This is a genomic window from Cellulomonas gelida (assembly GCF_006538725.1).
In the GTDB taxonomy this organism is placed as follows: Bacteria; Actinomycetota; Actinomycetes; order Actinomycetales; family Cellulomonadaceae; genus Cellulomonas; species Cellulomonas gelida.
In genome coordinates this window covers 1-23319 of sequence record NZ_BJLQ01000038.1, presented here as the reverse complement: position 1 = coordinate 23319, position 23319 = coordinate 1, and the positions used below count along the sequence as shown (strand labels likewise).

28 protein-coding genes are annotated in these 23319 nt (G+C 73.2%); 20 read left to right on the top strand and 8 right to left on the bottom strand.

The features are described from left to right. Window positions 1-45 precede the first annotated feature (45 nt). From CGE01nite_RS14050 to CGE01nite_RS14035, 4 genes are all read left to right on the top strand, one after another. Complete coding sequence (locus tag CGE01nite_RS14050; protein WP_141371449.1) at window positions 46-1068, top strand: glycosyltransferase family 4 protein; 1023 nt, start codon at window positions 46-48, stop codon at window positions 1066-1068. A 142-nt stretch (window positions 1069-1210) separates the two neighbouring features. Next, the gene (locus CGE01nite_RS14045) at window positions 1211-2107 is read left to right on the top strand and encodes a nuclease-related domain-containing protein (RefSeq protein ID WP_218022631.1); all 897 of its coding nucleotides are present in this window, start codon (window positions 1211-1213) and stop codon (window positions 2105-2107) included. A gap of 66 nt (window positions 2108-2173) precedes the next feature. After that, complete coding sequence (locus CGE01nite_RS14040) at window positions 2174-2851, top strand: DUF433 domain-containing protein (RefSeq protein ID WP_141371447.1); 678 nt, start codon at window positions 2174-2176, stop codon at window positions 2849-2851. Window positions 2852-2862: 11 nt separating this feature from the next. Next, window positions 2863-3261: a PIN-like domain-containing protein gene (locus CGE01nite_RS14035; protein ID WP_141371446.1), complete on the top strand. Its 399-nt coding sequence runs from the start codon at window positions 2863-2865 to the stop codon at window positions 3259-3261. Between the two features lie 297 nt (window positions 3262-3558). On the opposite strand, the gene CGE01nite_RS14030 is transcribed toward CGE01nite_RS14035, so the two are convergent. Both CGE01nite_RS14030 and CGE01nite_RS14025 read right to left on the bottom strand, forming a co-directional pair. Next, a complete protein-coding gene (locus tag CGE01nite_RS14030; RefSeq protein ID WP_170210984.1) occupies window positions 3559-4410 on the bottom strand; it encodes a PKD domain-containing protein in 852 nt (283 codons plus the stop codon). Beyond that, a complete protein-coding gene (locus tag CGE01nite_RS14025) occupies window positions 4407-5063 on the bottom strand; it encodes a DUF6318 family protein (RefSeq protein ID WP_141371444.1) in 657 nt (218 codons plus the stop codon). The genes CGE01nite_RS14030 and CGE01nite_RS14025 overlap by 4 nt, the downstream gene beginning before the upstream one ends. 170 nt (window positions 5064-5233) lie before the next feature. Between CGE01nite_RS14025 and CGE01nite_RS14020 the strand changes: the two genes are divergently transcribed. Further along, window positions 5234-5446 (top strand): hypothetical protein, encoded by a 213-nt coding sequence (locus tag CGE01nite_RS14020; protein ID WP_141371443.1) that lies wholly within the window; start codon window positions 5234-5236, stop codon window positions 5444-5446. 45 nt (window positions 5447-5491) lie between these two features. On the opposite strand, the gene CGE01nite_RS14015 is transcribed toward CGE01nite_RS14020, so the two are convergent. Next, the gene (locus CGE01nite_RS14015; RefSeq protein ID WP_048343709.1) at window positions 5492-5752 is read right to left on the bottom strand and encodes a GlsB/YeaQ/YmgE family stress response membrane protein; all 261 of its coding nucleotides are present in this window, start codon (window positions 5750-5752) and stop codon (window positions 5492-5494) included. A gap of 180 nt (window positions 5753-5932) precedes the next feature. Here CGE01nite_RS14015 and CGE01nite_RS14010 point away from each other — a divergent pair, with 180 nt between their 5' ends. From CGE01nite_RS14010 to CGE01nite_RS13965, 10 genes are all read left to right on the top strand, one after another. Then, window positions 5933-6220: a WXG100 family type VII secretion target gene (locus tag CGE01nite_RS14010; RefSeq protein WP_141371442.1), complete on the top strand. Its 288-nt coding sequence runs from the start codon at window positions 5933-5935 to the stop codon at window positions 6218-6220. Continuing rightward, window positions 6220-6780, top strand: coding sequence for a hypothetical protein (locus CGE01nite_RS14005; protein ID WP_141371441.1), 561 nt, complete (start codon window positions 6220-6222; stop codon window positions 6778-6780). The genes CGE01nite_RS14010 and CGE01nite_RS14005 overlap by 1 nt, the downstream gene beginning before the upstream one ends. Beyond that, window positions 6780-7091: a hypothetical protein gene (locus CGE01nite_RS14000; RefSeq protein WP_141371440.1), complete on the top strand. Its 312-nt coding sequence runs from the start codon at window positions 6780-6782 to the stop codon at window positions 7089-7091. Before CGE01nite_RS14005 ends, CGE01nite_RS14000 begins: the two co-directional genes overlap by 1 nt. Window positions 7092-7095: 4 nt before the next feature. Beyond that, the gene (locus CGE01nite_RS13995; RefSeq protein ID WP_048343713.1) at window positions 7096-7869 is read left to right on the top strand and encodes a hypothetical protein; all 774 of its coding nucleotides are present in this window, start codon (window positions 7096-7098) and stop codon (window positions 7867-7869) included. Beyond that, window positions 7866-8273, top strand: coding sequence for a DUF2510 domain-containing protein (locus CGE01nite_RS13990; protein ID WP_141371439.1), 408 nt, complete (start codon window positions 7866-7868; stop codon window positions 8271-8273). Before CGE01nite_RS13995 ends, CGE01nite_RS13990 begins: the two co-directional genes overlap by 4 nt. Before the next feature lie 297 nt (window positions 8274-8570). After that, complete coding sequence (locus CGE01nite_RS13985; protein ID WP_141371438.1) at window positions 8571-8696, top strand: lasso RiPP family leader peptide-containing protein; 126 nt, start codon at window positions 8571-8573, stop codon at window positions 8694-8696. A gap of 279 nt (window positions 8697-8975) precedes the next feature. Continuing rightward, window positions 8976-10694: an asparagine synthase-related protein gene (locus CGE01nite_RS13980; protein WP_170210983.1), complete on the top strand. Its 1719-nt coding sequence runs from the start codon at window positions 8976-8978 to the stop codon at window positions 10692-10694. Continuing rightward, window positions 10682-10945 (top strand): PqqD family peptide modification chaperone, encoded by a 264-nt coding sequence (locus tag CGE01nite_RS13975; protein ID WP_082156445.1) that lies wholly within the window; start codon window positions 10682-10684, stop codon window positions 10943-10945. The genes CGE01nite_RS13980 and CGE01nite_RS13975 overlap by 13 nt, the downstream gene beginning before the upstream one ends. Then, window positions 10942-11358 (top strand): lasso peptide biosynthesis B2 protein, encoded by a 417-nt coding sequence (locus CGE01nite_RS13970; protein ID WP_141371436.1) that lies wholly within the window; start codon window positions 10942-10944, stop codon window positions 11356-11358. The genes CGE01nite_RS13975 and CGE01nite_RS13970 overlap by 4 nt, the downstream gene beginning before the upstream one ends. Before the next feature lie 45 nt (window positions 11359-11403). Further along, window positions 11404-13239 (top strand): ABC transporter ATP-binding protein, encoded by a 1836-nt coding sequence (locus tag CGE01nite_RS13965; RefSeq protein WP_141371435.1) that lies wholly within the window; start codon window positions 11404-11406, stop codon window positions 13237-13239. A 12-nt stretch (window positions 13240-13251) separates the two neighbouring features. On the opposite strand, the gene CGE01nite_RS13960 is transcribed toward CGE01nite_RS13965, so the two are convergent. Next, window positions 13252-13917, bottom strand: coding sequence for a response regulator (locus tag CGE01nite_RS13960; RefSeq protein ID WP_141371434.1), 666 nt, complete (start codon window positions 13915-13917; stop codon window positions 13252-13254). Window positions 13918-13981: 64 nt separating this feature from the next. On the opposite strand from CGE01nite_RS13960, the gene CGE01nite_RS13955 reads away from it, so the two are divergent. From CGE01nite_RS13955 to CGE01nite_RS13940, 4 genes are all read left to right on the top strand, one after another. Continuing rightward, window positions 13982-15151 (top strand): sensor histidine kinase, encoded by a 1170-nt coding sequence (locus CGE01nite_RS13955; RefSeq protein ID WP_141371433.1) that lies wholly within the window; start codon window positions 13982-13984, stop codon window positions 15149-15151. 63 nt (window positions 15152-15214) lie between these two features. Beyond that, a complete protein-coding gene (locus tag CGE01nite_RS13950) occupies window positions 15215-15922 on the top strand; it encodes an ABC transporter ATP-binding protein (protein WP_141371432.1) in 708 nt (235 codons plus the stop codon). Next, window positions 15919-16713: an ABC transporter permease gene (locus CGE01nite_RS13945; protein ID WP_048343719.1), complete on the top strand. Its 795-nt coding sequence runs from the start codon at window positions 15919-15921 to the stop codon at window positions 16711-16713. The genes CGE01nite_RS13950 and CGE01nite_RS13945 overlap by 4 nt, the downstream gene beginning before the upstream one ends. After that, entirely contained in the window at window positions 16710-17438 is a 729-nt protein-coding gene (locus CGE01nite_RS13940) for a hypothetical protein (protein WP_141371431.1), read from the top strand. The genes CGE01nite_RS13945 and CGE01nite_RS13940 overlap by 4 nt, the downstream gene beginning before the upstream one ends. Before the next feature lie 27 nt (window positions 17439-17465). Here the strand turns inward: CGE01nite_RS13940 and CGE01nite_RS13935 are convergent, their stop codons facing one another. From CGE01nite_RS13935 to CGE01nite_RS13920, 4 genes are all read right to left on the bottom strand, one after another. Next, window positions 17466-18071: a hypothetical protein gene (locus tag CGE01nite_RS13935; protein WP_141371430.1), complete on the bottom strand. Its 606-nt coding sequence runs from the start codon at window positions 18069-18071 to the stop codon at window positions 17466-17468. Between the two features lie 259 nt (window positions 18072-18330). Further along, window positions 18331-19332 (bottom strand): D-alanine--D-alanine ligase family protein, encoded by a 1002-nt coding sequence (locus tag CGE01nite_RS13930; RefSeq protein ID WP_141371429.1) that lies wholly within the window; start codon window positions 19330-19332, stop codon window positions 18331-18333. Further along, a complete protein-coding gene (gene alr, locus CGE01nite_RS13925; RefSeq protein WP_141371428.1) occupies window positions 19329-20513 on the bottom strand; it encodes an alanine racemase in 1185 nt (394 codons plus the stop codon). Before alr ends, CGE01nite_RS13930 begins: the two co-directional genes overlap by 4 nt. Further along, window positions 20510-21154, bottom strand: coding sequence for a M15 family metallopeptidase (locus CGE01nite_RS13920; protein WP_229747576.1), 645 nt, complete (start codon window positions 21152-21154; stop codon window positions 20510-20512). Before CGE01nite_RS13920 ends, alr begins: the two co-directional genes overlap by 4 nt. Before the next feature lie 358 nt (window positions 21155-21512). On the opposite strand from CGE01nite_RS13920, the gene CGE01nite_RS13915 reads away from it, so the two are divergent. Then, a complete protein-coding gene (locus CGE01nite_RS13915) occupies window positions 21513-23099 on the top strand; it encodes an HNH endonuclease (protein ID WP_170210982.1) in 1587 nt (528 codons plus the stop codon). Window positions 23100-23319: the final 220 nt, after the last annotated feature.

Here is a 23319-nt window from a genome sequence, read left to right as displayed (position 1 = left end):
GCGTACGCTCGGCCCGACCCCGGGAGGTCCACCGTCAGAGTCGCCGTGCTCGCCTCGATCGCCCACCGCGTCCCGCCGCGCGGCTACGGGCCGTGGGAGCAGGTCGCCTCCACGCTCGCCGAGGGCCTCGTCGCCCGCGGGCACGACGTCACCCTCTTCGCCACCGCCGACTCCGTGACCGCCGGACGCCTGCACGCCGAGGCACCCGCCGGGTACGAGGAGGACCCGTCGGTCGACGCGAAGGTCTGCGAGGCCCTGCACATCGCCGCCGTCTTCGAGCGCGCCGACGAGTTCGACGTCATCAGCAACCAGTTCGACTTCCTGCCGCTGGTCTTCAGCCGGCTCACCGCCACGCCCGTGGTGACGACGATCCACGGGTTCTCGTCCGAGAAGATCGTGCCCGTCTACCGCGCGTACGACGACGTCGCGCACTACGTCGCGATCAGCGACGCCGACCGGCACCCGTCGTTGACCTACGCCGCGACGATCCATCACGGCATCGCCTCGTCCTCGTTCACCCTCGGCGCCGGGGACGGCGGGTACCTGCTGTTCCTCGGGCGGATCCACCCGGACAAGGGCACCGCGACGGCGATCGCCGTCGCCTTGCGTGCGGGGCTGCCGCTGGTGATCGCGGGGGTGGTGCACGACGCCGAGTACCACGCGCGGTTCGTCCTGCCGCACGTCGACGGTTCTCGCGTGCGGTACGTGGGGCCTGTCGGGCCTGCTGAACGTGACCGGCTGCTCGGTGGGGCCGTCGCGCTGCTGCACCTGATCGACTTCCCCGAGCCGTTCGGGCTCTCGGTGGTGGAGTCGATGATGGCCGGGACGCCGGTGATCGCGTACCCGCTGGGGTCGATGCCGGAGCTGATCCGGCCGGGGGTGTCCGGGATCCTGGTCGACGACGTGCCGGGGGCCGTGGCGGCGGTGGCGGGGGCGGGTCTGCTCGACCGCGTTGCGATCCGAGCCGATGCCGTCGCGCGCTTCTCCGCCGACCGCATGGTCGACGACTACGAGCGCCTCTTCACCCGCATCACCAGCGAGCAAGGCGGGCGCGCGCAGACGCCGTGAGCGACCGACGCGGCTCCAGACAGGACGGGCAACCGCCGATACATCGACCATGGACGTCGCAGGTCGAGGCGCCGAGGAGCAGGCCTCACGGCGCGCACGGCGCGCTGCGCAGCTCCGCGCGGAGCGAGAGCGCGGTGGCGCGGTGGACGAGGCCGCGCTCGAACGACTCCGCCGCGACCAGCGGGCGTGGGCCGCGGGCGCCGAGGGCGAGCGACGCGTCGCAGAGTCGCTCGGGCGCCTCGAACGCTACGGCTGGACGATGCTCCACGACGTGCGTTGGCCGGGCCGTCGGCAGGCGAACATCGATCACATCGCCATCGGTCCTGGCGGCGTGTTCGTCGTCGACGCGAAGAACTGGTCCGGAGACGTGCGCGTGACTCATGAGGCAGTTCGACAGAATGGGTATGGCCGAGCGTCGGCACTCGAGGGCGTCAATCAAGCGACGGCTGCAGTGGCCGCGCTCCTCATGCCACAGCACCGGTCTGCGGTGCGCGGCGTGATGTGTCTCGCGGGCCAGGAGGACCAGCCCGTCACCGTGGTCAACGGTGTCTTCGTGTGTGGTCGCTGGCAGCTACCCGAGCACCTGCTCGCGATGCCACCGCGACTGACGGTGCTCGAGGTCGCTGACATCGCCCGGTTCTTGGCACAGGACCTCAGCTCCAACCAGCCGCGCGCAAGGCGAGCGGACGCTCCTGCTCCGACCAGCGAGCGTCGCCCGAGCACGCGGGCGACACCACGACGCCCTGCAGGTCTCGCTGGCTACGTACTGCTAGCGGCCGCCGCCGCGCTCGGCTCGACTGCCGGTCCAGCGGGCGTCGTTGCACTGACGAGCATGGCGCTCCTCGTGGGCGCACTGTGGACGACGATCAGCGGACGTCGGTTCGCGTTCCTCGGTTCCCGCTCTCGGGCAGCCCTCGCGATCTGGCCCGCACTCCTCCTGATCGCGCTGTCCAACTACATGTGGGGCGACGACGGCCCACCGGCGTCGCTCGGCTCGACGATCGCCTCGCAAGGCCAGCAGCTCACACCGCCCCTGTGACGCAGGCGCAGCGCGCCGCTACGGAGGGAACCACCGCGCGCCAGCAGGCCGTGGAAGGATGCGCGCATGGCCACCTCGCTGCTGGACAGGGCGATCTACTCCTACGCGGACGTCGATCGACTCGTCGGCGTCCACACGGGCACCGCCCGCCGTTGGCTCGAGGGCTACACCCGTGGCGGGCACTTCTACGAGCCCGTCCTGCGGGCCGAGCCCACCGGTGCGGACAGCGTCACCTGGGGTGAGATGGTCGAGGCCCGACTGCTCGCCGAGTTCCGCAGCCGCGACGTACCTGTGCAGCGGATGCGGCCGGCGATCGTGCGGCTCCGGGCCGAGTTCGGCCCCTACCCGCTCGCCCACTCGCACACGCTCCTCGATGTCGAGGGCCGCGAGCTGGTGCGCTACGTCGAGGAGGAGGTCGGCCTCGACAGCCGGCTTCGACTCGTCGTCGTGCGGAACAACCAGTTCGTGCTCACCGAGACCACCGAACGATTCCGCGCGGCCGTCGACTACGAGGACGGCGTCGTCAGCCGGCTCCGCCCTGAGGCGCGCACACCGGACGTGTTCATGGACGCGCGGCGAGCGTTCGGGCAACCCGCGGTACGGAACGTCCGCACCGACACGATCGCGGAGGCCTACCGCGCTGGCACGAGCCGCGAGGACATCGCCGACCTGTTCGACCTCACCAACGACCAGGTGGATGCGGCGCTGCGGTTCGAGATGATCGTCGGCGACCAGGCGGCCTGACGGACGCTGAGGTGTACTTCGCCGACGAGAACACGCTCGGGCTCGGCAAGCTCCTGCGTCGCAGCGGGCGCGATGACGTCGTCTATCCAGGGCACCCGTCGCTTCCTGAGGTCCCGCTCGGGACTCTCGACCTCGACTGGATGCCCGTGATCGCAGCACGGGACCTGGTGGTGATCACGCGGGACAAGCGGATCCGGACCCGTCCCGCCGAGCTCAACGCGTACCGCGAGTTCGGCATCAGGTCGGTGTGGATCGGGGCGAAGCGGGACCTGGGACCGCACGAGCAGCTTGAACTGTTCCTCCGCCACGAGACTCGGCTCCAGCGCGAGATGGTCAAGCGCGGGCCTGGCCCGTGGGCGGTGGCGCTCGGTGAGGCTGGCGTACGCCCGTTGCGCCTCGCCGATGGCTAAGGACGAGACAAGTTCTCCCGACGCGCGGCCCACCGAGGGCGTCGGGCTCCTCACTTCAAGGCGGAGGAGCGCGGACTGCTCATCACAGACGGCGCGCGCCCCGCACACCCCGCTCGGTGTCGGTAGTACCCCCGCGACGGTGGACGGCCGCCCATCCCGGGGAAAGAGGCGAGCCGAGATCCCACCCTGGGACGGCGGACCGTCGGGATACGCGGCGGACGAGCACTTCGAGACTCACCGCACCCGCTGACCTCTCGTTCGCCGCTCGCCGAGAAGCCGCCCGCACGGCCTGCCCGATCAGTCGACCAGCTTTGACCGAAGCTCGATCACCTCGAACTCGACGCCCCTGTCCACAGTGACCGCGATGCCGTTGGCGTCCCGCCACCGCTGACGCGGATCGGTGTCGACTCGGTACTTCGCGCTCCAGGTCGTGGTGAGCGCGATCTGCGCGGTGCCTACCTCGTCGTACTCGTGGGTGAGGTCGAACGCTGGGTACGGCCGGCCGGGCTCGGTGGTCGTCAACGTCTGGCCGTCGCCGAACTCCCAGGTGTACTGCTGGGGCGAGACGACGACGTCGACCCCCCACATGCCGAACAGCACGACGTGGAACTCGCGGTCGTCAGGCTCCGCGAAGACGATGACGGGCTTCGAGATCAGCATCGGGCCGTCAGCGGGCTGGTGGTTGACCTTGAGCGGCGCGATCTTGAGCGCACGTAAGTCCTCAGCGGTGAACGGCGGCAGGAGGTCTTCGGGACATGCCCAGTCGGCGCGCAGGTGCCACCCGGCACCGGGGTTGTCGACTCTGGTTCTCCACAACGGAGCGATCGGCACTCCGTCCTCGCACGCGAGCGAGAGCGGCGGCAGGCCCGGGTAGATCTGCGGGCACGGAGCATCGGAACCGCCCGGCCACTTGCACTCCGGGGTCCGCACGTAGTCGAACTCGCGCTGCTCAGGCCTCAGTCGTTGGCTCAGTCGGTACTCGTACTCAGCGGACCACGCGTCGATCCGGTACTCGTCGTCTCCGCCACCGCCAACTTCGATCCCGCGACCGCCAAGGGTGTCGTCGCGCGCGTGCACAGGGGACGCGGTGATGACCGCCGCCACGACGCAGCCTGCTGCGACCAAGGCGACGCTCGCGCGTCGGCTCACGAAGATCCCTCTGTGTCGACCGCGACACCATCGACAGCCCAGCTGTCGCCGGTCCACAACAAGCCGACCTGCATCTTCGCTTCCTGTGGTGCCTCGTACTCCTCGACCACCTTCCCGCTCGCATCAAGGACCTTCGACGGCTGCTCGCTCACCCGCACGACCGCGAGGTACTTGCCATCGCCGTTGTCGAAGCCCTGGACGTCGACGACCTCGATCTCCCCTCCGACGCGGTACTTGCCAGCCGACTGCTCGTCTCGGACGAACGCGCTGACCTTGGCGCACCACGTGCAGTTGGCAGTTGCGAGCCCGTCCCAGTCCTCGCGATCTCCTGTAGCGAAGACGTACGGGAGCAGCGAGATGTAGAACACCCCGACCTGGGCCGCCGTCTCCTCTGAGGGTGGTCCATCGAGGCCGGAGGGGCGCTCGGGCGGGGTCGTCGCGTCGAACTCCTCGATGTCGGGCGTCGGCGAGGTGGCGGGTGTCGGCGGGCGTTCGGGGGACGCGGAGACGGTTGCCGATGGCCTTGCCGTCGTCGGGTCCGCGGTCGGCGTGCTGCTGTCGCAGCCGGCGATGACAACGAGGGCACCGGCGAGCGTGACGGCCGCGACGAGCTTCGGGTGGCGCATGGCGCCGAACCTACCCAGATCGGACATGCCCCATCACCCGTCGTCTCACGCTTGTGGACAACGAGGCACCGGCGCTCGCAGCGCCCAGGAACGTCGCATCCGGGTATCCCTCACACCCTCCGGCGCTCCTGTCGATAGGACAAGCAGTGCGGCGCCCCCTCAGCACCCGGCGTCCCTGATCGCCGAGGAGCCACCCGATGTCCAGCACCCGCGAGCTCGCCGACGGAGCCGCCATGCAGTTCGGCGCGCAGTCCCTCGCGGTCGCGCTCGGCGTTGCGCCCGCGACTCCTCCGACGATCCACCTGCCGTCGTTGGCACAGCGCCTGGTGCCGGGGCGCTCGCCTCTCGAGGCGACGGGTTGGGCCACCCCCGACGAGCCACCCGCCACGGGCCCGAGCGTCCACCGCTGACGACCACCTGCCGCTGAGCGGGACCGCTCACGCGCCCCCGGCGGGTCAGCGCTTCGAGCGGGACGCGGCCGCGCGCCAGACGAGCGTCACGAGGATCGCGCCGACGATCGAGCCGATGATGCCGCTCGGTCGCAGCTCGAGACCGTCGCCGGCCAGCAGGCTCACGAGCAGCCCGCCGACGAACGACCCGACGAGCCCCGCCACGATCGCCATCGTCCAGTCGATGCCGCGCGAACCCTTGCCGAGGATCAGCTGGGCAGCCGCACCGACCAGCATTCCGAACAGGATGATGCCGATGATGAGCATGGCCCGAGGCTAGGGGCATTCGCGACATTCGGCGCGTTCTCCACGCGCTCGGGTGCGCAGGTTCGTCGAGACCGCCCTCGTGCGCCACCGGTGGACCACCTAGCGCAGGCGGCTCGCGACCGTGTCCCGGACCGTGGCGAACGGGGCGAACTGGGCGAAGACCCCCGCTACGCTGCCCGCATGTCCGAGCTGAAGGTCGATCCCGACGAGCTGGATTCGGCGGTCGCCGACATCCGCGCGAGCGTCACGAACGTCGAGACCTCCCTCGACACGCTCACCGTCGACCTCCAGTCGTTGTCGGCGCAGTGGACGGGGGCCGCGTCGGACGCGTTCCAGTCCGCGTACCGCTCGTGGAACGGGGACATGTCCCGCATGGCGGCGAACCTGAGGGCCATCGCCGACCTGCTGCACCGCGCGTCGGTCGCCTACACGCGGACCGAGGCAGCCGTCGTCGAGAGGTGCTCCTGATGAGCGACCCCGCAGGCGGGCCGGCACCCGACATCCGCGCCGGGCTCGAGGGGTTCACGCAGCGGGCTGAGGCCTCGATCGCGCGACTGCGGGACATCCAGAGCCAGATCGACGCGCTCGTGCCGCCGCAGCAGGCCCACGCGGTGCGCGCCGAGATGGACGGCGACGGCCTGCTGGTCGAGCTGATCATCGAGCAGGACCTGCCCGCCGCAGAGCTCGAGCACGAGATCGGCCTCGCGATCGCCGACGCCGCGCGACGCCGCCCCACACCCGACCCCGCGCAACTGCAGGCCGGGTTCCGGGCCGCCGCCCGGGCGGGCGAGCTCGACCTCGGTCGCATCCTCGAGCAGCTCTTCGCAGGGCACGACCCGAGCACGCAGCCCGCGGCGCACCGCAACGCGCACAACACTGTCGAGGTGAGCGCGCAGTCCGGGTTCGTGCGGCGCGTCCGTTGCGACCACGCGTGGCTGACGTCCACGTCGCGCGAGGGCGTGGCCGACGAGGTGCGGCGCACCGTCAACGAGGCCGTCACCGCCTCGGCGAGACCCGGGAGGCCCTGATGGCGGACGAGTTCTCCGTCGACACCGCGGCGCTGCGCTCCGACGTGTCGGTGTGGCGCGGCTGGCAGGACCGCCTGGGCGACATGGCCGCTGCCGTACCGACCGTCGGCACCGACCTCGACCCGCTGGCGTTCTCCCTCCTGCCCGGCGCCGACCAGGTGCGTGCCGCGTACGCGTCGATCGCCGCGGGCCTCGCCGACCAGGTCGCGACCGGCGCGGGTGTGCTCGACGGGATCGCCACCACGCTCACGACCGTCGCCGGTCTCTACGAGGACGTCGAGAGCGACGTCGTCCAGTCGTTCCGGAGGTAGCCCCATGTTCGGACCATCCGCCGAGCAGGTCGCGGACCTGATCCGCGTCGGCTGCGACCGGATCGAGAAGCAGGTGCGCAGCAACGTGGCCGCCGCGCCCGGGCTCGTCGACCGGGCGCTCGACGCGGTGCGCGTCGGCTGGCCCGTGTCCGTGCCGCTGCCCGAGCCGGTCAAGGCGCTCCTGCGCAAGCTGATCCTCGAAGCCGTCCGCGAGTGCGCCGAGACCATCTACGACGCGCTCGACCAGTTCCGGCTCCTCGCGCGATCCGTCGGGCGCCCCAGCTCGCTGCGCGCCGCCGCCAGCCGGCTCGACACCGACGTGCTCGCGCGCGCCACCGCACTCGACGCCGACATGGTCGCCGCCAACCTCGACGCGCACAGCCGCGACCGGTGGGACTCGCTCGCGACCGACCAGTACCAGACCGCGCTCGCCGAGCAGAAGGCAGCCGTCGGCTCGATCGACGACGTCGCCCGCGGCCTGCGCGACGCGCTGAACTCGCTCGCGACCGACATCGAGGAGTTCTTCGACGAGCTGGAGATCGCGTACATCTCGTTCGCGCTGTGCGTCGCGGGGCTGGTGCTCGCGATCCTCACCGCGGTCGAGACGTTCGGCATCGGCGCGGTGATCGGCCTCATCGTGGCGGTGCTCAGTCTCATCGTCGGGATCTACTCGCTCATCTCCGCGTTCACCGGCGCGTCCGCGCACAACGCCGAGAACGCCGAGCGCCTGTCCGACACCCCCGCGCTCGCGTGGCCGACCTCGGCGTTCGCGACGTGACCCACCCACCCGCACCGCCGCCGCCCGCCGGTTGGTACCCGGGCGACCACCCCGGCACCGAGCGGTGGTGGGACGGCACCCGCTGGTCCGACGCGGTGCGTCCCGCCACATCGCCGGGCGCGGCCGTGCCGGCACCCGTCGAGCGGATCCGGTGGGCCGGGGTCTGGTGGGGAGGCCGCGGCGGGAGCGGCCTCTACCTCGCCTTCGGGATCGTGTTCGTGCTCCTCGCGCTGCCGCCGCTCGCGTTCGCGCTGGGCGCCGACGAGGCGTGGCGGGCGGCGTTCATGCTCGCGTTCTCGCTCGTGCTGCTCGTCGGCGCCGCCGCCCTGTTCACCAACGCCCACTTCTGCCGCGTCATCGAACGCCGCCACCCGACGAGCGACGCCCCGCCACCCCACCGCTGACACCCACCGTCGTCCGGGTGCGCTCGTGCAGCGCCCGGTGCCTCACGACGTCTCCGGCACGGTGATCTCGACGCCGTCCGCGCGCTCGAGCCCCGTGAGCCCGAGCAGGTGCCGTAGCACTCCCTGACCGCGAGGAGCTCGCCCACGGCGCGCCCGCAATACCAGGCTGAATGTGCGTGCACAACCCCACCTATTGTCTGGCGGCCGAGATTCTCGTCCGGCGGGCGCGCTCATAAACTCCGGACAGCGGACAGAGATTGTTCGCGTCCACAACTCGACCAACGAGAGGAGTGAACAATGAGCACCTACTCCGCCCCGCAGCTCACGCGCATCGGATCGTTCAAGTCCGTGACGAAGAGCCTCGGCAAGGCGCCGCACAACGACATCTTCCGGCGCCCCGCGATCTTCGTCATCTACGTCTGATGACCCGCTAGATCGCTGCACGGAGCGTCGGTGCGGATCGACAGCACGCGATCCGCACCGACGCTCTCCGAGCGCGCTCTCAATTGCGCAAGACCGCCCGCACAATGCGCGTTGGCGACCTTTCTTCACGAATCTGGAGACGGAATGCCCATCGTCGTCCTGCCCGATCGCCCGGTGCCTCACGGGCTGGCTGCTGATCTCGCCGCCACGGTTGGCGATGTGCTTTTCCGCCACCCGTCGGGAAATCCGTGGCTGGTCGGGAGTGCCGAGGGTCGACGCGTGCTCAGCGCGCGTTCCCGGCACCTGGACGTGGTCGTCGTGGGCGACGACTCCCACGGTCTCGACGAGCGGTCCCTGTCCGCCTGGCTCGCGGGCTCGACGTCCGTCGACCACCTCGACGCCGGCCGGATCACCGAGGGGGACGTGCTGCTGTTCGCCCGGTCGCACGGGCGTATGCGGTCGCAGGCGCCGGTGTTCCTGACCAGGTCGCTGTGCTGGACGACGATCGACGGCGTCCCCGTGATCAGCGACGAGCAGCTCGCTCTGCAGCGGCTCGCAGCGCTCGCACCGGACCCGGCGGTCCTGGCGAGCCGGCTGACCGATGCCGAGATCTCGCTCCCGGTCGGCCTGCGGAGCATCTGGGCTGGCCTGCACACGCTGCGACCCGGCGAGTGGCTGGACTCGCGTGAGGCCAGCGCGCCGCGCGCGGTGCGGTGGTGGAGCCCGCCCGCACCCGACCGTTCGCTCGCCGAGCTGACGCCTGTGCTGAGCGAGGCCGTCGAGGCGGCGCTCGCGTCCCGCACGGGAGGCCGCCGTGAGGTGAGCGCCGACCTGTCCGGCGGGTTGGACTCGACCACGCTGAACTTCTTCCTGGCCGGCTCCCGGACCCGGCACCACAGCCTCTTCCTCAGCTCGCAGAACGTCGCGAACGGCGACCACGTGTGGGCGGACCGGGCGGCGGCCGAGCTCGGGACCCACCACGTCGTCGTCCCGTACGCCTCCGTGCTCCCCCGGCTGATCGACGCGACGACCGGGACGCTCGGCAACACACCCGAGGGACCGAGCATCGCCTCGGTGTCCGCGGCGGCCGTCCCGATGCTCGAGGACGCGCTGGCACCCACGGGCTCCTCCCTGCACCTCAACGGCCACGCGGGAGACGCGCTCTTCGGCCCGGTCACGACGATCCTGTGGTCGCTGCTGCGGTCCGGGGACAAGGGCCGGGTGCGGCAGATCCGGCGCCAGCGACTCGCGAACCGGTACCCGCTCGTCGGCACCCTGCGGATGTTGGCGGACCGCAGCACGTACGCGGACGGCCTCACGCGCGTCGCACACGCCGACTTCGCCCGCGCCGAGCCGGAGCTGGCGGACCACTCCCGGTGGGTCGCGATGCCCCGGGTCCACCCCGCCCTCACGGACACCGCCCGCGAGCACGTGCGCGAGCTCGCCGCGCGGGAGCGAGACGAGGGGCGGGGACCGTACTCGCCCGACCGCACCGTGCACCAGATCGTGCAGTACCTGTCCGTCCACGGCGCCGACGTCCGACGCGTCAACCAGGCCCGGACGCCGGGCGCGGGCCTGTCGTTCGACAGCCCGTACCTCGACCGCAGGGTCGTCGACGCGTGCCTCGCGCTGCGCATCGGGGATCGCGCGCGCCAGTACCCGGTCAAGCCTCTGCTGGCCGCCGCGCGCCCGACGCGGATGTCCCTCGACTACTTCACGCGCGCGGACAAGGGCGACTACTCGGCCGAGGTGTTCGCGCACCACCGTGCCGCCACCCCCTTGCTCCGCGAGCTCTTCGCGTCGGGCTCCGTCCTCGAGGACCTGGGGCTCGTCTCGGCGGGACGAATCATGCAATCGATCAGCGAGTACTCCGTCGACGGCGCGGAGTACCGGGACCTCGACCAGATCGCGTTCACCGAGCGATGGCTCCGGTCGCTCGCAGACCCGCAGCCGCTGGCTGCACGTACTCGAGAGGGTGAGCTGACATCGTCCAGCTGAAGGAAGGCCTCGAGATCGTCGACGTCGAGGACGGCAGGGTCCTGCTCGACTCGCGCAAGGGCGTGTACTGGCACCTCAACGAGGCCGCGATGACGTTCCTCGACGAGCTCGCCAAGGGTTCGACCCTCGAGGACCACGTGCGTGCCGTGGCCCACGAGACCGGCGCCGACGAGGCGCGCGTCCGGGCCGACCACCTGCAGCTCCTCACGGAGTTCCGCAAGGCCAAGCTCGTCACGGACGCGTCGGCATGAGCGCACCGGTCCTCGCCGAGCTGCGCGAGCGCATCGGGTTCCGCCGGTCGCTCGTCGCGCGGTTCGCGACCGCCTCGGCGTTCGTGCTCGCCGCGCTCCCACCCGCGGCGATCCGGCGCGTCCTGGTGGTCGTGACCGCGGGCGCCCGGCCCGCCCAGGCCGACGAGGTGCTGCAGTGGCGCACGGACGTCAACAGCGTCAGCCGGCGCTGCGCGGGCCAGGGGTGCCTGCAGCGCTCGATCGCCGTGGTGCTCCTGGCGCGCCTGCACCGCCGCGCGCCCACGTGGAAGACGGGGTTCCGCCCCGACCCGTTCGTCGCACACGCGTGGGTCGAGGTCGACGGCGTCCCGATCGGGGAACCACCCGCGGTCGCGCACTTCCGTCCCGTCCTGCGCGTCTCCGCGCGGCGCTGAACCCCGCCGCCGCACCTGACCTTCGTCCGACTGGAGTGCACCACCATGACCGGAACACCCGTCATCGACCAGCCGCAGGCGCCGGCGGCGTCCCCGGCAGCAGCATCGGCCCAGAGCGGCGCGCCGGCCCCCCGGCCCGCGGGGCTGGGTGACGTCCTGCGCATCCTGCGGCCGTACCGCGCCCGCATGGTCCTGGCGTTCGTGCTCGGCTCCGCGAGCACGGCGTTCGGGGCTCTCCAGCCGCGTGTCGTCGCGTCAGCGGTCGACGGCTTCCAGGGCAGCGTGCAGGCGACGACCGTCGGGTTCCTCGTCGGGCTCCTCGTCCTGAGCGCCGTCTTCACCAACGCTCAGCAGCTCGTGATGGAGCGGTCCGGCGAGCTCTTCGCCTTCGACACACGTGAGCGCCTGATCCGGCACCTGTTCACGCTCCCGATCGGCGTCCTGGAACGCCGGGACCGCGCCGACCTGGTCTCACGGGTGACGACCGATATCAGCCAGCTCCGGATGGTCATGAGCTCGGGGATCGTCGAGCTCGCGACGAGCGTCGTCGCGGTCGTCGTCTCGATCGTCATGATGTCGTTGATCGACTGGACGCTGCTGGCGCTCGCCGTCGTCACGATCGTCGTCGCGCTCGTCGTGATCGTGATCATCGGCCGCCGGACCGCGCCCGCCGGGCTCCGTCTGCAGACCGCCATGGGCACGCTCGCCGGCGCGGTGACCCGAGCTCTCGGGTCGATGCGGACGATCCGCGCGACCGTCTCGGCCGACCGTGAGGTGGGGGTCGCCGTGGGGGAGGCCGCCACGGTCCTGAAGGCCGGCTACGCGGCCGCGACCCTGCGTGCGGCGATCCAGACGTTCGCGGCCGTCACCATCCAGGTCCTCCTGCTGGCGATCATCGCCGTCGGCGCGATGCGCGTCGCCGCCGGGAGCCTCACGGTGGGCGAGCTCAGCGCGTTCATCATGTACCTGATGCTCATGGCCGCGCCGATCACGCTGTGCGCGGGGATCTTCGCCCAGCTCGGCGAGGCGTTCGGCTCGCTCCACCGCGTGCTGGAGGTCCACGCGATCGAGGGGGAGCGCGACGTCGAGGCGCTCCCGGCGGCGCCGCTGCCGCAGCTCGCTGCCTCCGCCCCGGCCGTGTTCGCGCTCGCCCACGTCTCGTTCCGGTACCCGCAGGCCCCGGACAGCGCGGCCCGCACCGACGACTGGGTGCTGCGCGACGTGTCGGTCGACTTCCGCGCGGGCGCGACGACCGCGCTCGTCGGCCCGTCCGGCGCCGGCAAGTCCACCGTCTTCGCGCTCCTCGAGCGGTTCTACGAGCCGACCGAGGGCACGGTCCGCTTCCGCGGCGAGGACGTGCGGCACCTGTCGCGGCTCGAGCTGCGCCGCCAGGTCGCCTACGTCGAGCAGGACGCGCCCGTCCTGTCAGGCACGGTCCGGGACAACCTGGTCCTGGGCGCGCACACCGCGACGACCGAGCAGTGCGTCGACGCGCTGCGCCAGGTCAACCTGCTCAAGGCCGACGACGACGGCGCCGCGTTCCTCGACTGCCAGGTGGGCGAAGGCGGCGAGCTGCTGAGCGGCGGCGAGCGCCAGCGCCTCGCGATCGCCCGCGCGCTCCTGGCGGGCTCTCCGGTCCTGCTGCTCGACGAGGTCACGTCGAACCTCGACAGCAACAACGAGCGGCTGGTCCAGGACCTCGTCGCGTCGGCCGGGGAGCAGAGCGTCGTGGTCATCGCCCATCGCCTCTCGACGGTGGTCGCCGCGGACTCGATCGTCGTGCTCGACCAGGGCCGCGTCGTCGCGCAGGGCACGCACCGCGAGCTGATGGAGACGTGCGCCCTGTACCGCGAGCTGGCACACCACCAGCTGATCGCCTGAAGGAGCGCCCCGTCAGCGCGTCTCGTGCAGCAGGCCGGCCTCGTACGCGAGGACGGCGAGATGCGTGCGGTCCTTGACCCCGAGCTTGACGAACATCCGCCGCAGGTAGGTGCGGACGGTCTCGGTGCTGAGCACGAGCTCGTCGGCGACCTCCTGGTTCGACAGGCCCCGGGCGACGAGCCGCACGACGTCGATCTCACGCGCCGTGAGCAGCTGCCCGACGAACGCGTGGCGCCGGTCCGGCAGGGGCGGGGCGAGCTGCCGGATCAGCCGCGCGGTGACCTCCGGCGCGAGCAGCGCGTGACCTGCGTGCGCGGTCCGCACCGCGGTGAGCACCTCCTGGGGCGAGGCGTTCTTGAGCAGGAACCCGGAGACCCCGAGCCCGAGGGCCTCGTGCACGTACTCGTCGAGGTCGAACGTCGTGAGCATGACGACCCGCACGCCGGGCACGTCCTGGAGGATCTCGCGAGCGGCCTCGAGGCCGGTACGACGAGGCATCTGGACGTCCAGGAGCGCCACGTCGGGCCGGTACGCCCGCACCAGGCGGACCGCCTCCGCACCGTCACCCGCCTCGCCCTCCAGCCGGAAGCCCTCGGTGCGGTCGAAGAGCTTGCGGTACACGGCCCGGAAGGACGGGTCGTCATCGGTGACGACGACGCGGATCGAAGGGTCGGCCATAGCAGCCCAGTATCGCGGCGGCACGCCCGTGCCGGTGCCCGACGAGACGGATAGGGTGCGACGCGTGCCTGGCCCTGCGATCGTGGCCCAGCCGCCGCGCGGGTCGTCGGCGGTGCTCCGCAGGCTCGCCGACGCGCTCGCCGCCGTGGTCGTGCTGGGCGTGTTCTGGTTGCCGCCCACGCTCGAGCACCAGGGGTGGCGGCTCGCGGCCGGCCTGTCGCTCGCGGCCCTCGTCGGCGCCGCGATGCTCACCCGGGAACGACTCCCCGCGGTGCTCGTGGGGGGCGTCGGGGTCGCGACGCTGGTCGCCGCCGCGCTCGGCCTCACCGACGACTTCATGCTCGCGGCCGCCTGGTGCCTCTACCCGTTGGCAGTCCGCCGCGCCACGAGCGCACGACGTCTCGTCGTCGGGCTGATCGTCACCCTCCTGCTCGTCTCGGTCACGGTGGGCTTCCCCGACGACGCCCGGCAGGCGGCGCAGTGGGCGATCCTCTCCGTCGTCGCGCCCGGCGTCGCGTGGCTCCTCGGGACGGCGGTCGGCCGCCAGCTCGACGCGGCACGGGACGCGGCGCGCGCGGCCACGCGGCTCGAGGTCGCGCGGGAGGTGCACGACGTGGTGGGTCACGCCCTGGGGCTCCTCAGCGCGCAGGCCGGCGTGGCCCGGTCGCTCCCCGACGCGACCGACGCGGACCTGCGCGAGGCACTGGCCGAGATCGAGCAGCGGGCCCGGCACACGTTGACGGAGGTCCAGGAGCTCGTCGGCACGTTGCGCGCCGCGGACCCCGACGAGTCCGACGACGTCGCTCTCGCGCCCCAGCTGCACGAGCTGGTCGCGCGGACCCGGGCCGCCGGCGTGCAGGTCGACGAGCGCGTCTCGCTCGACGAGCCGGTCCGCGACGCGACTGCGCTCGTCGTGTTCCGGATCGTCCAGGAGTCGTTGGCCAACGCCGTCCGGCACGCTCCGGGCGCGCCGTGCACGGTCGTCGTCGAGTCGGTCGGGACCGACGTGCGGGTGCAGGTGAGGGACCACGGCCCCGGCGCCCGGCAGCGGGGTCCGGGCGTCGGCCGAGCCGAGGGTGCAGGCGTCGGTCCGGGGTTCGGGCTGACCGGGATGCGCGAGCGCGCGCACCTGGTGGGCGGCACGGTGCAGTGGGGCAACCACCCGGAGGGCGGGTTCGAGGTCAACGCGCTGCTGCCGGCGCGCGCCCGCGGCGAGGTGTCTACTTCCGGGTGACCCGGCCGCGGGGGCGACTCACGCAGGATCGACAGGTCCCGCCCGATCGTCCGTGAGGTTCCCGTGATCGAGATCTCGCACCTGTCCAAGCGCTACCACGCGACCGCCGCGGTCGACGACGCGACCTTCACCGCACGTCCCGGCCGGGTCACCGGGTTCCTGGGCCCGAACGGCGCCGGCAAGTCGACGACCCTGCGGATCCTGCTCGGGCTGAGCGCCGCGACGAGCGGGACCGCGACGATCGACGGCAGGCGCTACCGGGACCTCGAGCACCCGCTGCGGACCGTCGGAGCCCTGCTCGACGGCGCGGGTGCGGTCCCCGAGCGGCGCGCCGTCGACCACCTGCGCTGGGTCGCGCAGTCCAACCGGATCCCGCGGGCACGCGTCGACGAGGTGCTCGAGCTGGTGGACCTCACCGGTGCCCGCAGGCAGCGCGTGCGGACGTTCTCCCTGGGCATGACGCAGCGGCTCGGCATCGCGACCGCCCTGCTCGGCGACCCGCAGGTCGTCGTGCTCGACGAGCCGACGAACGGCCTGGACCCGGCGGGCATCCGGTGGATCCGCACCCTCCTGCGCGACTTCGCCGCGCAGGGGCGCACGGTGCTGGTCTCGTCGCACCAGATGGCGGAGATGTCCGACACGGTGGACGACCTCGTGATCATCGACCGCGGCCGGGTCGTCGTGCGCGGGACGCTCGACGAGGTCGTCGCCGGGCACCTCTCGCTCGAGGAGGCCTTCTTCGCGGCGCTCGCGACGGGCGCCGCCCGATGAGCGCCCTGCTCGCGGTGGCGCGTGCCGAGCTCACGAAGATCGTCACGCTGCGCAGCGTGTGGCTCACGCTCGGCGCCGTGCTGGCGATCCAGGTCCTGGTGAGCGCGCTCTCGTTGTCGCTGTACGCCGACGCCGTCGCCGCGATCACGCCCGACGGCATGATCGAGATCTTCGTCGGGCAGCCTCAGGAGGCGGAGCAGGCGATGCTCGAGAGCCTCGTCGCGTCGTCGCTCCAGATGTGCATCTTCCTGCCCGTGGTCGCGGCCGTGGTCGCCGGCCAGGAGCTCCGCGGCCGCCAGCTGCGCACGAGCCTGCTCGCGGTGCCCGCGCGCGGACGCCTCATGACGGCGAAGCTCGTCGCCGCGACCGTCTTCCTGCTCGTGCCCGCCTCCCTCGTCGCCCTCGTGTCCGCCGTGTTCACCCACCTCGCCGTCCAGGAGTGGAAGCCGGGCCTCGTCGTGAGCCCCGCGGCCCTGTCCGCTCAGGCGCGGTTCATCGCGTTCGCGGTCGCCCTGTGCCTCGTGACGTACGCGATCACGCTCGCCGCGCGGAGCATCGTCGTCGCCGTCGTGGCCGCCGTCATCCTGACGACGGTGACCATGGGCCAGCTGGTGGCACCGGGGCTCGACCGGTGGCTGCCCGTGAGCGCCGGCCGGAACCTGCTGCTGGACCCCGTCTCGACCCCGGACCTGACCTCGGGCCCCGTGCTCGCGGTGCTCGTCCTGGTCGCCTGGGTCCTCGTCACGGGAGCGGGCGCGGGCGCCTCGCTCGCGCGACGGGACGCGCCGTGAGCGCGGTCGTCGCGGGCGAGCTCGACAAGGTCCGCACGCTGGCCTCGACGTGGACCGTGGTGGGCCTGGCACTCGTCGCCCAGCTGGTGCTCGCACTGCTGGCCCGCGACGACACCGTGCGGGTCGCCGGCTCCGACGGCGGCACCCCGCTCGGCCAGATCGGCGGCGTCATGCTCGCGCCGGTCTACGTGCTCGCCGCGCTCGGCGCGCTCGCGGCCGGCACCGAGTACCTGAACGGGCAGCTGCGCGTCAGCCTGCTCGCGGTCCCGGACCGGCCGCGGCTGTTCGGCGCACAACTGGTCGCCGTGACCGCCGCGAGCGCGGCTGCCGCGGTCGTCGTCGTCGTGCCGGCACACCTCGTCCAGCACTCCGGCCTGCTCGCGGAGGGCACGCTCACGCCCGGCGCCGCGGCGGTGGACGTCGTCGCGCTCGTCGCCGTCTACACGCTCGTGCCGGTCGTCGCGTTCGGGCTCGCGGTGCTGGCCCGAGGTGCGGTCCTGCCGCTCGTCGTGCTCGTCGTCGCCGGGCTGCTCGTCGCGCCGACGCTGCGCGGCGCCCTGCCCGACCTGATCGCCCTGCTCCCCCATGACGCCGCGCTCAGCGCGGTCGGGCTGCCCGAGGGCACGCACCCGCTGCCGCGCTGGGCAGGGCTGGGCGTGCTCGCGGCGTGGGCGGCAGCGCTCGTCGGTGCGGCGGGCGTGACGTTCACCCGGCGCGATGCCTGACGCGGGCGCCCCGGGGCGCCCCGGGCGTCACTGCACCACGCCCAGCCGGATGGCGACCGCGACGAGCGCCTCCCGCCCCGCACCCTGCGGCAGCTCGAGCTTCGCGCTGACGTACCGGATGTGCGCGTCCACCGCCCGGGCGCTGAGCCGCCGGCGTCCCCCGCTCAACCTGCTGCCGATCTCCGAGGACGTGGGAAGGGGTGCGCTGAGCGAACCCGACAGCCGGGGTCGGCACAGCTCACGCAGCACCCGGTGGTACGTGGCACGCGAGTCGAGCAGGGGGCCGGTCGGCGCCGCGCTGCACGCCGGCACGCCTGCCTCCAGGAGCGTCGGCTCGGGACCGAACACCGTGACCATCGAGTCGCCGGGCGCGCTGGTCGAGCCGATCTGCGACAGCTCGAACGGGACCGGGACGCGCTGCCGGGCAGGCTCGACGACGAAGTACTGGTAGGGGTCCTCCATGTTCATGATCCGCATCGGCTGGTCGTCCGAGAGGTTGCTGACGAGCCAGTAGCCGTCCGTCGCCGTCACCTGCGCGGTGAACGCCGGCGTGAGGTCGTCGTCGATCCTCAGGCTCAGGTCGCACGCACGGCACCGGCACACCCCGACCGACGCGGACTGCCCGGCCCTCACCGTGACCTGCCGAGCCGGTTCCCCGGCCAGGCACGGCGCTTGAATCGTGATCAGGTTCTCCACCACAACAGCCCCCTGCTGTCTCGCGCGTCGTGACCGGCTCGCCAGTGACTGACGCGCGTCCTCATCGTGCGAACGCGTCAGCGTAGTAGAGCAGCACCGCCCGACACGGGTGGATTTCGGGGCATTCCGCACGGTGGGCACGGCCCACGCCGGCAGGCTGCGGCCTACGGGAGCGTCACCCGGTCGCTCGCCGCCGTCACGACTTGCGCGCAGCGTGCCGCGTGCACGCCTGCGCGACGAGCTCGCCGACGAGCTCGTCGTACGTCAGGCCGGCCCCGGCGAACATCACCGGGACCTGGGAGTGCGCCGTCATTCCCGGCATGGTGTTGACCTCGTTGAGGACCGGGCCGTGCACGGTGAGGAAGAAGTCGACGCGCGCCACGCCGTCGCAGCCCAGCGCGTCGACCACCGTCAGCGCGGCGTGGGCGAGCGCATCGGCGTCCGCCGGGTCGAGCGCCGCGGGCACGACGAACCGCGCGCTGCCGTCGTACTTGGTCGCGGTGTCGAAGACGGCGCCCGCGTGCCCGATCTCCAGGGCGGGGGAGACGAGGGTCGTGCCGTCGGCGCGACGCAGCACGGCCACGTCGATCTCGCGGCCCGCCACGACCTCCTCGACGAGCACGCGGTCGTCGAGCTCGAGCGCGGCGGCCACGGCGTCCGCGAGCTCGGCGGCGGTCTCGACGTGCCGCACCCCGTGGCTCGACCCGCTCGACACCGGCTTGACCACCGCCGGGAGCCGCGGGTCCGCGCACGCCTCGGCGACGCCGCGCACGACCCGCCCGTCGGCGACGGCGACCCCCACAGCGGCCGCGACGAGCTTCGTCAGCCACTTGTCCATGCCGACGGCGCCCGCCCGCACCCCCGACCCGACGCACGCCACGTCGGCGAGGTCGGCCAGCGCCGCGAGCGTCCCGTCCTCGCCGTGCAGGCCGTGCACGGCGGGCAGCAGCACGTCGCACGTCGCGACGAGCCCCACGGCCTGCGCGAACGTCAGCGCCCTCCCGCCGCTCGACCACGACCCGTCGCGCGCGACCGTCAGCTCGACGACGTCGTGCGTGGGCGCCAGCGCGGCGCGGACGGCTGCGGCGGACGCGAGCGACACGTCGTGCTCGGCGTTGGCGCCGCCGCCGACGACCGCGACGCGGCACCGCGGCACGCTCGAGGAGGTCACGGGGTCGTGCTGCAGGTCGGTGGTCACGCGAGCTCCTCGGGGCTGGTGGACGGGGGTGCGGGCACGACGTGCCGCACGAGGCGGCGGCCCAGGCCGGTGAGCAGCTCGTGCGGGAGGGTGCCCGCCCAGCCGGCCCACTCGGTGAGCGTGGGGGCGAGGTCGTCGCCCGTGCCGATGACGGTGACGACGTCGCCGGTCCGCACCGGCAGGTCGCCCACGTCGACGACGACCTGGTCCATGGACACTCGCCCCGCGAGCGGCCGTCGCTGGCCGTGGACGAGCACCTGCGCGCGTCCCGACGCGGTCACGGGCAGGCCGTCGGCGTAGCCGAGCGGCAGCAGCGCCAGGCGCGTCGGGGCGGGCGTGCGGTACGTGTGCTCGTACCCGACGCCGACCCCGGCGCCGACGTCACGCACCTGCACCACGGGGGCGGTCACCTGCGCGACCGCGTGCAGCACGGGGCACCGGCCGGTCGGGTCGATCCCGACGAGGCCTGCACCGACGCGTGACAGGTCGAACCGGGTCGCCGGCAGGCCCAGCACCGCGGCTGTCGCACCCAGGTGCCGCAGCGCCGGGCGCAGGCCGGCGGCGCGCGCCCGCGCGACGCCGTGCACGAAGCGGGCCGTGGCGTCCGCGTTGGCCTGCGGGTCGAGGCTCGCCGCGCACGCCAGGTGGCCCATGACCCCCACGACGCGCACCGCACCGGTCAGCTCGGCGCGCCACGCCGCGGCGCACAGCGCGGGCCACAGCTCGGGCGCGCAGCCGTCGCGCGCCGTCCCGCAGTCCAGGTACAGGTGCACGGCGACGGCCCGACCCGTACGCCGCCCGGCCGCCACTGCGGCCTCGAGGTGCCCGAGGCTCGGCACGGCCACGTCGACGCCGTGCAGCACGGCGTCGGACGGGTCCGCGCCCGGGGCGTCGAGCCAGCTCAGCAGGGGTGCGCCGATCCCGGCGGTGCGCAGCTCGACGGCCTCCGTGAGCGTCGCGACGCCCAGTGCGCGCGCACCGTGCGCGAGGGCCGTGCGTGCGACGTCGGCGCCACCCAGCCCGAACCCGTCAGCCTTGACGACGGCCATGAGCCGCCGTGCCCGGGCCGCGAGGACGCGCGTGTTGTACGCGACCGCGTCGAGCCGCACGGTGAGGACCGGGCGCGTGGTGGCGAGCGTCGCCAGTGGTCCCGTCCGCGACTCGCAGAGCGTCGCACTCACGCCGTCACCGGCCCGTACACGGCCGCGGGCTGCGCGGTGACCAGCGCCCAGTAGCGGTCGCCGACGCTCCAGTGCCACCACTCGGTGGGGTAGTTGACGAAGCCCGCGCCCGCCATCACCTCGCCGAGCGCGGTCCGCAGCACGCGCGCGGCGGGCGGCACCTGCGCAGCGGTGAAGCAGCGCCCGTCGCTCTCCTCCGGTGTCGCGTCGAGCGGGCACCCGAGGTCGAGCTCGCGCCCGGCGTCGTCGACGAGGGTGACGTCGACCGCCGCCCCGGCGACGTGCGGCGCGACCGACACGGGGGACACGTACCGGCTCGTGAGGCGTTCGACCTCGTCCTCATCGGCGTCCGGGTGGCCGGCACGGACGGCCGACCGGTACCGCTCGACGATCGCGGCCTGCGCGGCAGGGCTGCGCCAGCCCTCCGCGAGCACGAGGTGCACGCCCGGGGGGAGGGCGCAGTCCGCGCGCGCGAGGCGCCGCGCGACACCGGCCCGCACCAGCCCACCGGCGGCACGGTCGGGGGTCGGGTGCAGCCGCGGCACGGGGGCGACGACGAGCGGCTCGCGGCAGTCCCGCACGGGCACGGCCGCCACGCGCGGGTCGCTCAGGAGGACGACGTCGGTGCAGGTCAGGGACACGTCGGCGACGGTAGCCGCGGTCGCGTGCCGCGCGACTCCCCCCGCCGTCTCGACCTGCGGCTACCACGGACGCACGGCGTCGCACCGTGTCCCCCCGCACGGGTGGACACGCGCGTCGTGCCCTCCCTCCGCGGTATGACCTGCCGACGGCGCGGAGCGCCTCGTTCTGCTCGACCCGTGGGTGGTGCCCGCAGTCCGGTATCCAGGCGCCGACGACCTGCGCCGCACCCCGCCCGGATGGAGTGACTCCTCGTTGTCCACAGAAGTTGCCGCGCCCGCCCCGCGCACATCGAACGTTCGTACGCTTGTACGAGATGTCCGGTCGGTAACGACTCAGGCGGCGAACAGGGGGGGCGGCGTGGCGGTGACGACGGTCTCGCGGGTGCTCGACGGTGCCGTCCGGGGCGACGAGGTCCCCGGATGGGAGCTGCTCGTCACCGTCGCGCGGCGTGCGGCCGACGAGGCTGCGCGTGCGGCCACGTGGACCCCGGAGTCCCGGCGGGATCGGCTGGCCGCCATCGACGCGGCGAGTGCCGCGCTGACCGCGGCCCGTGCACGCGTGCTGGCGGCGGTCGACGAGTCGCGCGACTGGGCCCGGCGCGGCGACCGCACCGTGAGCGCGTGGCGGGCGCGGACCTCACGCGCCGGTTCGACCACGGCCGGCGCCGAGCTCCGCCAGGCGGCGACGCTCACCCAGATGCCCGCCGTCGAGCAGGCGCTCCTCGACTCCGAGATCTCACCCACGCACGTCGACGTCATCGCCAAGATCGCAGCGCGCGGCACTCCTGACGTCGCCGCGTTCCTCGCAGCGCCCGACACGCAGGGCACGCTCGTCGCGCTCGGGCGCAGGCTCGACGGACGCGAGTACGCGCGAGCCGTCGACCGGATGGTCGCGCAGGCCGACCCGGTGTCGCTCGAGCGCGGCCTGGCCGTGCAGCGCGCGAACCGGCACCTGTGGCTCACGGACACCGCCGACGGCACCTACGTCAAGGGCCTCCTCGACCTGCAGGCCGGCGCACGCCTGCGTCGCGCGCTCGAGTCGGTGGCGGGCAAGCCCTCGGTCGACGACGAGAGGACCTCGGAGCAGCGCAGGGCGGACGCACTGGACGCGCTCGCCGCCGACCTCCTCTCCTCGCCGCGAACCGCCGCGGGTGCGGTGGTGCCGCCGCAGGTCTCGGTGATCGTCAGTGAGCCCACCTGGCTCGCCCTCACCGCCGCACTGCACGACGGGGATCGCGTCCCGCTCGCCGAGCGGCTGCGCGGCCTGCCGCCCGTCACCGACGAGGACGGTCGGCCTCTGCCACCGAGCGCCGTCGCCCAGCTCGTGTGCGACAGCGCGCTCACGCGTGTCGTCGTCGACGCGCAGGGGACACCCGTGGACCTCGGACGCACGACCCGCCTGATCACCAACGAGGTGCGGCGAGCAGTCGTCGCTCGGGACGGCGGGTGCGCGTGGAACGGGTGCGACGCCGTCGCTCGGTGGTGCGAAGGGCACCACATCGAGTGGTGGGAACGCGACGGCGGAGTGACCAGCATCGAGAACAGTGCGCTCCTGTGCTCCTTCCACCACCACGTGGTGCACCAGGAGTCTCTGCACGTCGAGCGCCTGGAGCACGTCGAGCGCCTGGAGCCTCCGCCCCACGCCATCGACCCCGGAGCTCGGAGATCACGCACCACACGCACCACGGGCACCGGCTCATTCGGGCTCGCGCGCGCCCGCTACAGGTTCACGCGGCCGGACGGCACCGTCCGGTCCGAGCCACGGAGCTCAGCACCGCAGACCGCGCGCCCGAGCAAGGGCGGGCCACCACCGGACGACGGGGCCTTCATCACCGCCGGGAGCTCCGCGAGCGTGCACGAGGCAGGCACCCTCATCCCCCCGACAACGCCGTCAACGTCAGCGCCACCGCGCTCTCCCGACGGCGGTCTGCGCGCCCACACGTGACCGCCACGCTCACCCCGGCGCCCACGCTTCGCCGCCTCGCCCACGCCACGCGCCCACGCCACGCGCCCACGCCGCGTGCGCACGCCTCGCCGGGCGCCCACCCCGCGCGCCCACGCCTCGCCGCGCGCCCACCCCGCGCGCCCACGCCTCGCCGCGCGTCCACCCCGCGCGCCCACGCCTCGCCGCGCGCCCACCCCGCGCGCCCACGCCTCGCCGCGCG

Excerpts from the sequence above, each read along its gene's own strand:
- CGE01nite_RS14040 (WP_141371447.1), top strand. The coding sequence starts at position 2,174 with ATGGCCACCTCGCTGCTGGACAGGGCGATCTACTCCTACGCGGACGTC.
- CGE01nite_RS14025 (WP_141371444.1), bottom strand. The coding sequence starts at position 5,063 with ATGTCCGATCTGGGTAGGTTCGGCGCCATGCGCCACCCGAAGCTCGTC.
- CGE01nite_RS14020 (WP_141371443.1), top strand. The coding sequence starts at position 5,234 with ATGTCCAGCACCCGCGAGCTCGCCGACGGAGCCGCCATGCAGTTCGGC.
- CGE01nite_RS14015 (WP_048343709.1), bottom strand. The coding sequence starts at position 5,752 with ATGCTCATCATCGGCATCATCCTGTTCGGAATGCTGGTCGGTGCGGCT.
- CGE01nite_RS14010 (WP_141371442.1), top strand. The coding sequence starts at position 5,933 with ATGTCCGAGCTGAAGGTCGATCCCGACGAGCTGGATTCGGCGGTCGCC.
- CGE01nite_RS14005 (WP_141371441.1), top strand. The coding sequence starts at position 6,220 with ATGAGCGACCCCGCAGGCGGGCCGGCACCCGACATCCGCGCCGGGCTC.
- CGE01nite_RS14000 (WP_141371440.1), top strand. The coding sequence starts at position 6,780 with ATGGCGGACGAGTTCTCCGTCGACACCGCGGCGCTGCGCTCCGACGTG.
- CGE01nite_RS13995 (WP_048343713.1), top strand. The coding sequence starts at position 7,096 with ATGTTCGGACCATCCGCCGAGCAGGTCGCGGACCTGATCCGCGTCGGC.
- CGE01nite_RS13985 (WP_141371438.1), top strand. The coding sequence starts at position 8,571 with ATGAGCACCTACTCCGCCCCGCAGCTCACGCGCATCGGATCGTTCAAG.
- CGE01nite_RS13970 (WP_141371436.1), top strand. The coding sequence starts at position 10,942 with ATGAGCGCACCGGTCCTCGCCGAGCTGCGCGAGCGCATCGGGTTCCGC.
- CGE01nite_RS13965 (WP_141371435.1), top strand. The coding sequence starts at position 11,404 with ATGACCGGAACACCCGTCATCGACCAGCCGCAGGCGCCGGCGGCGTCC.
- CGE01nite_RS13960 (WP_141371434.1), bottom strand. The coding sequence starts at position 13,917 with ATGGCCGACCCTTCGATCCGCGTCGTCGTCACCGATGACGACCCGTCC.
- CGE01nite_RS13945 (WP_048343719.1), top strand. The coding sequence starts at position 15,919 with ATGAGCGCCCTGCTCGCGGTGGCGCGTGCCGAGCTCACGAAGATCGTC.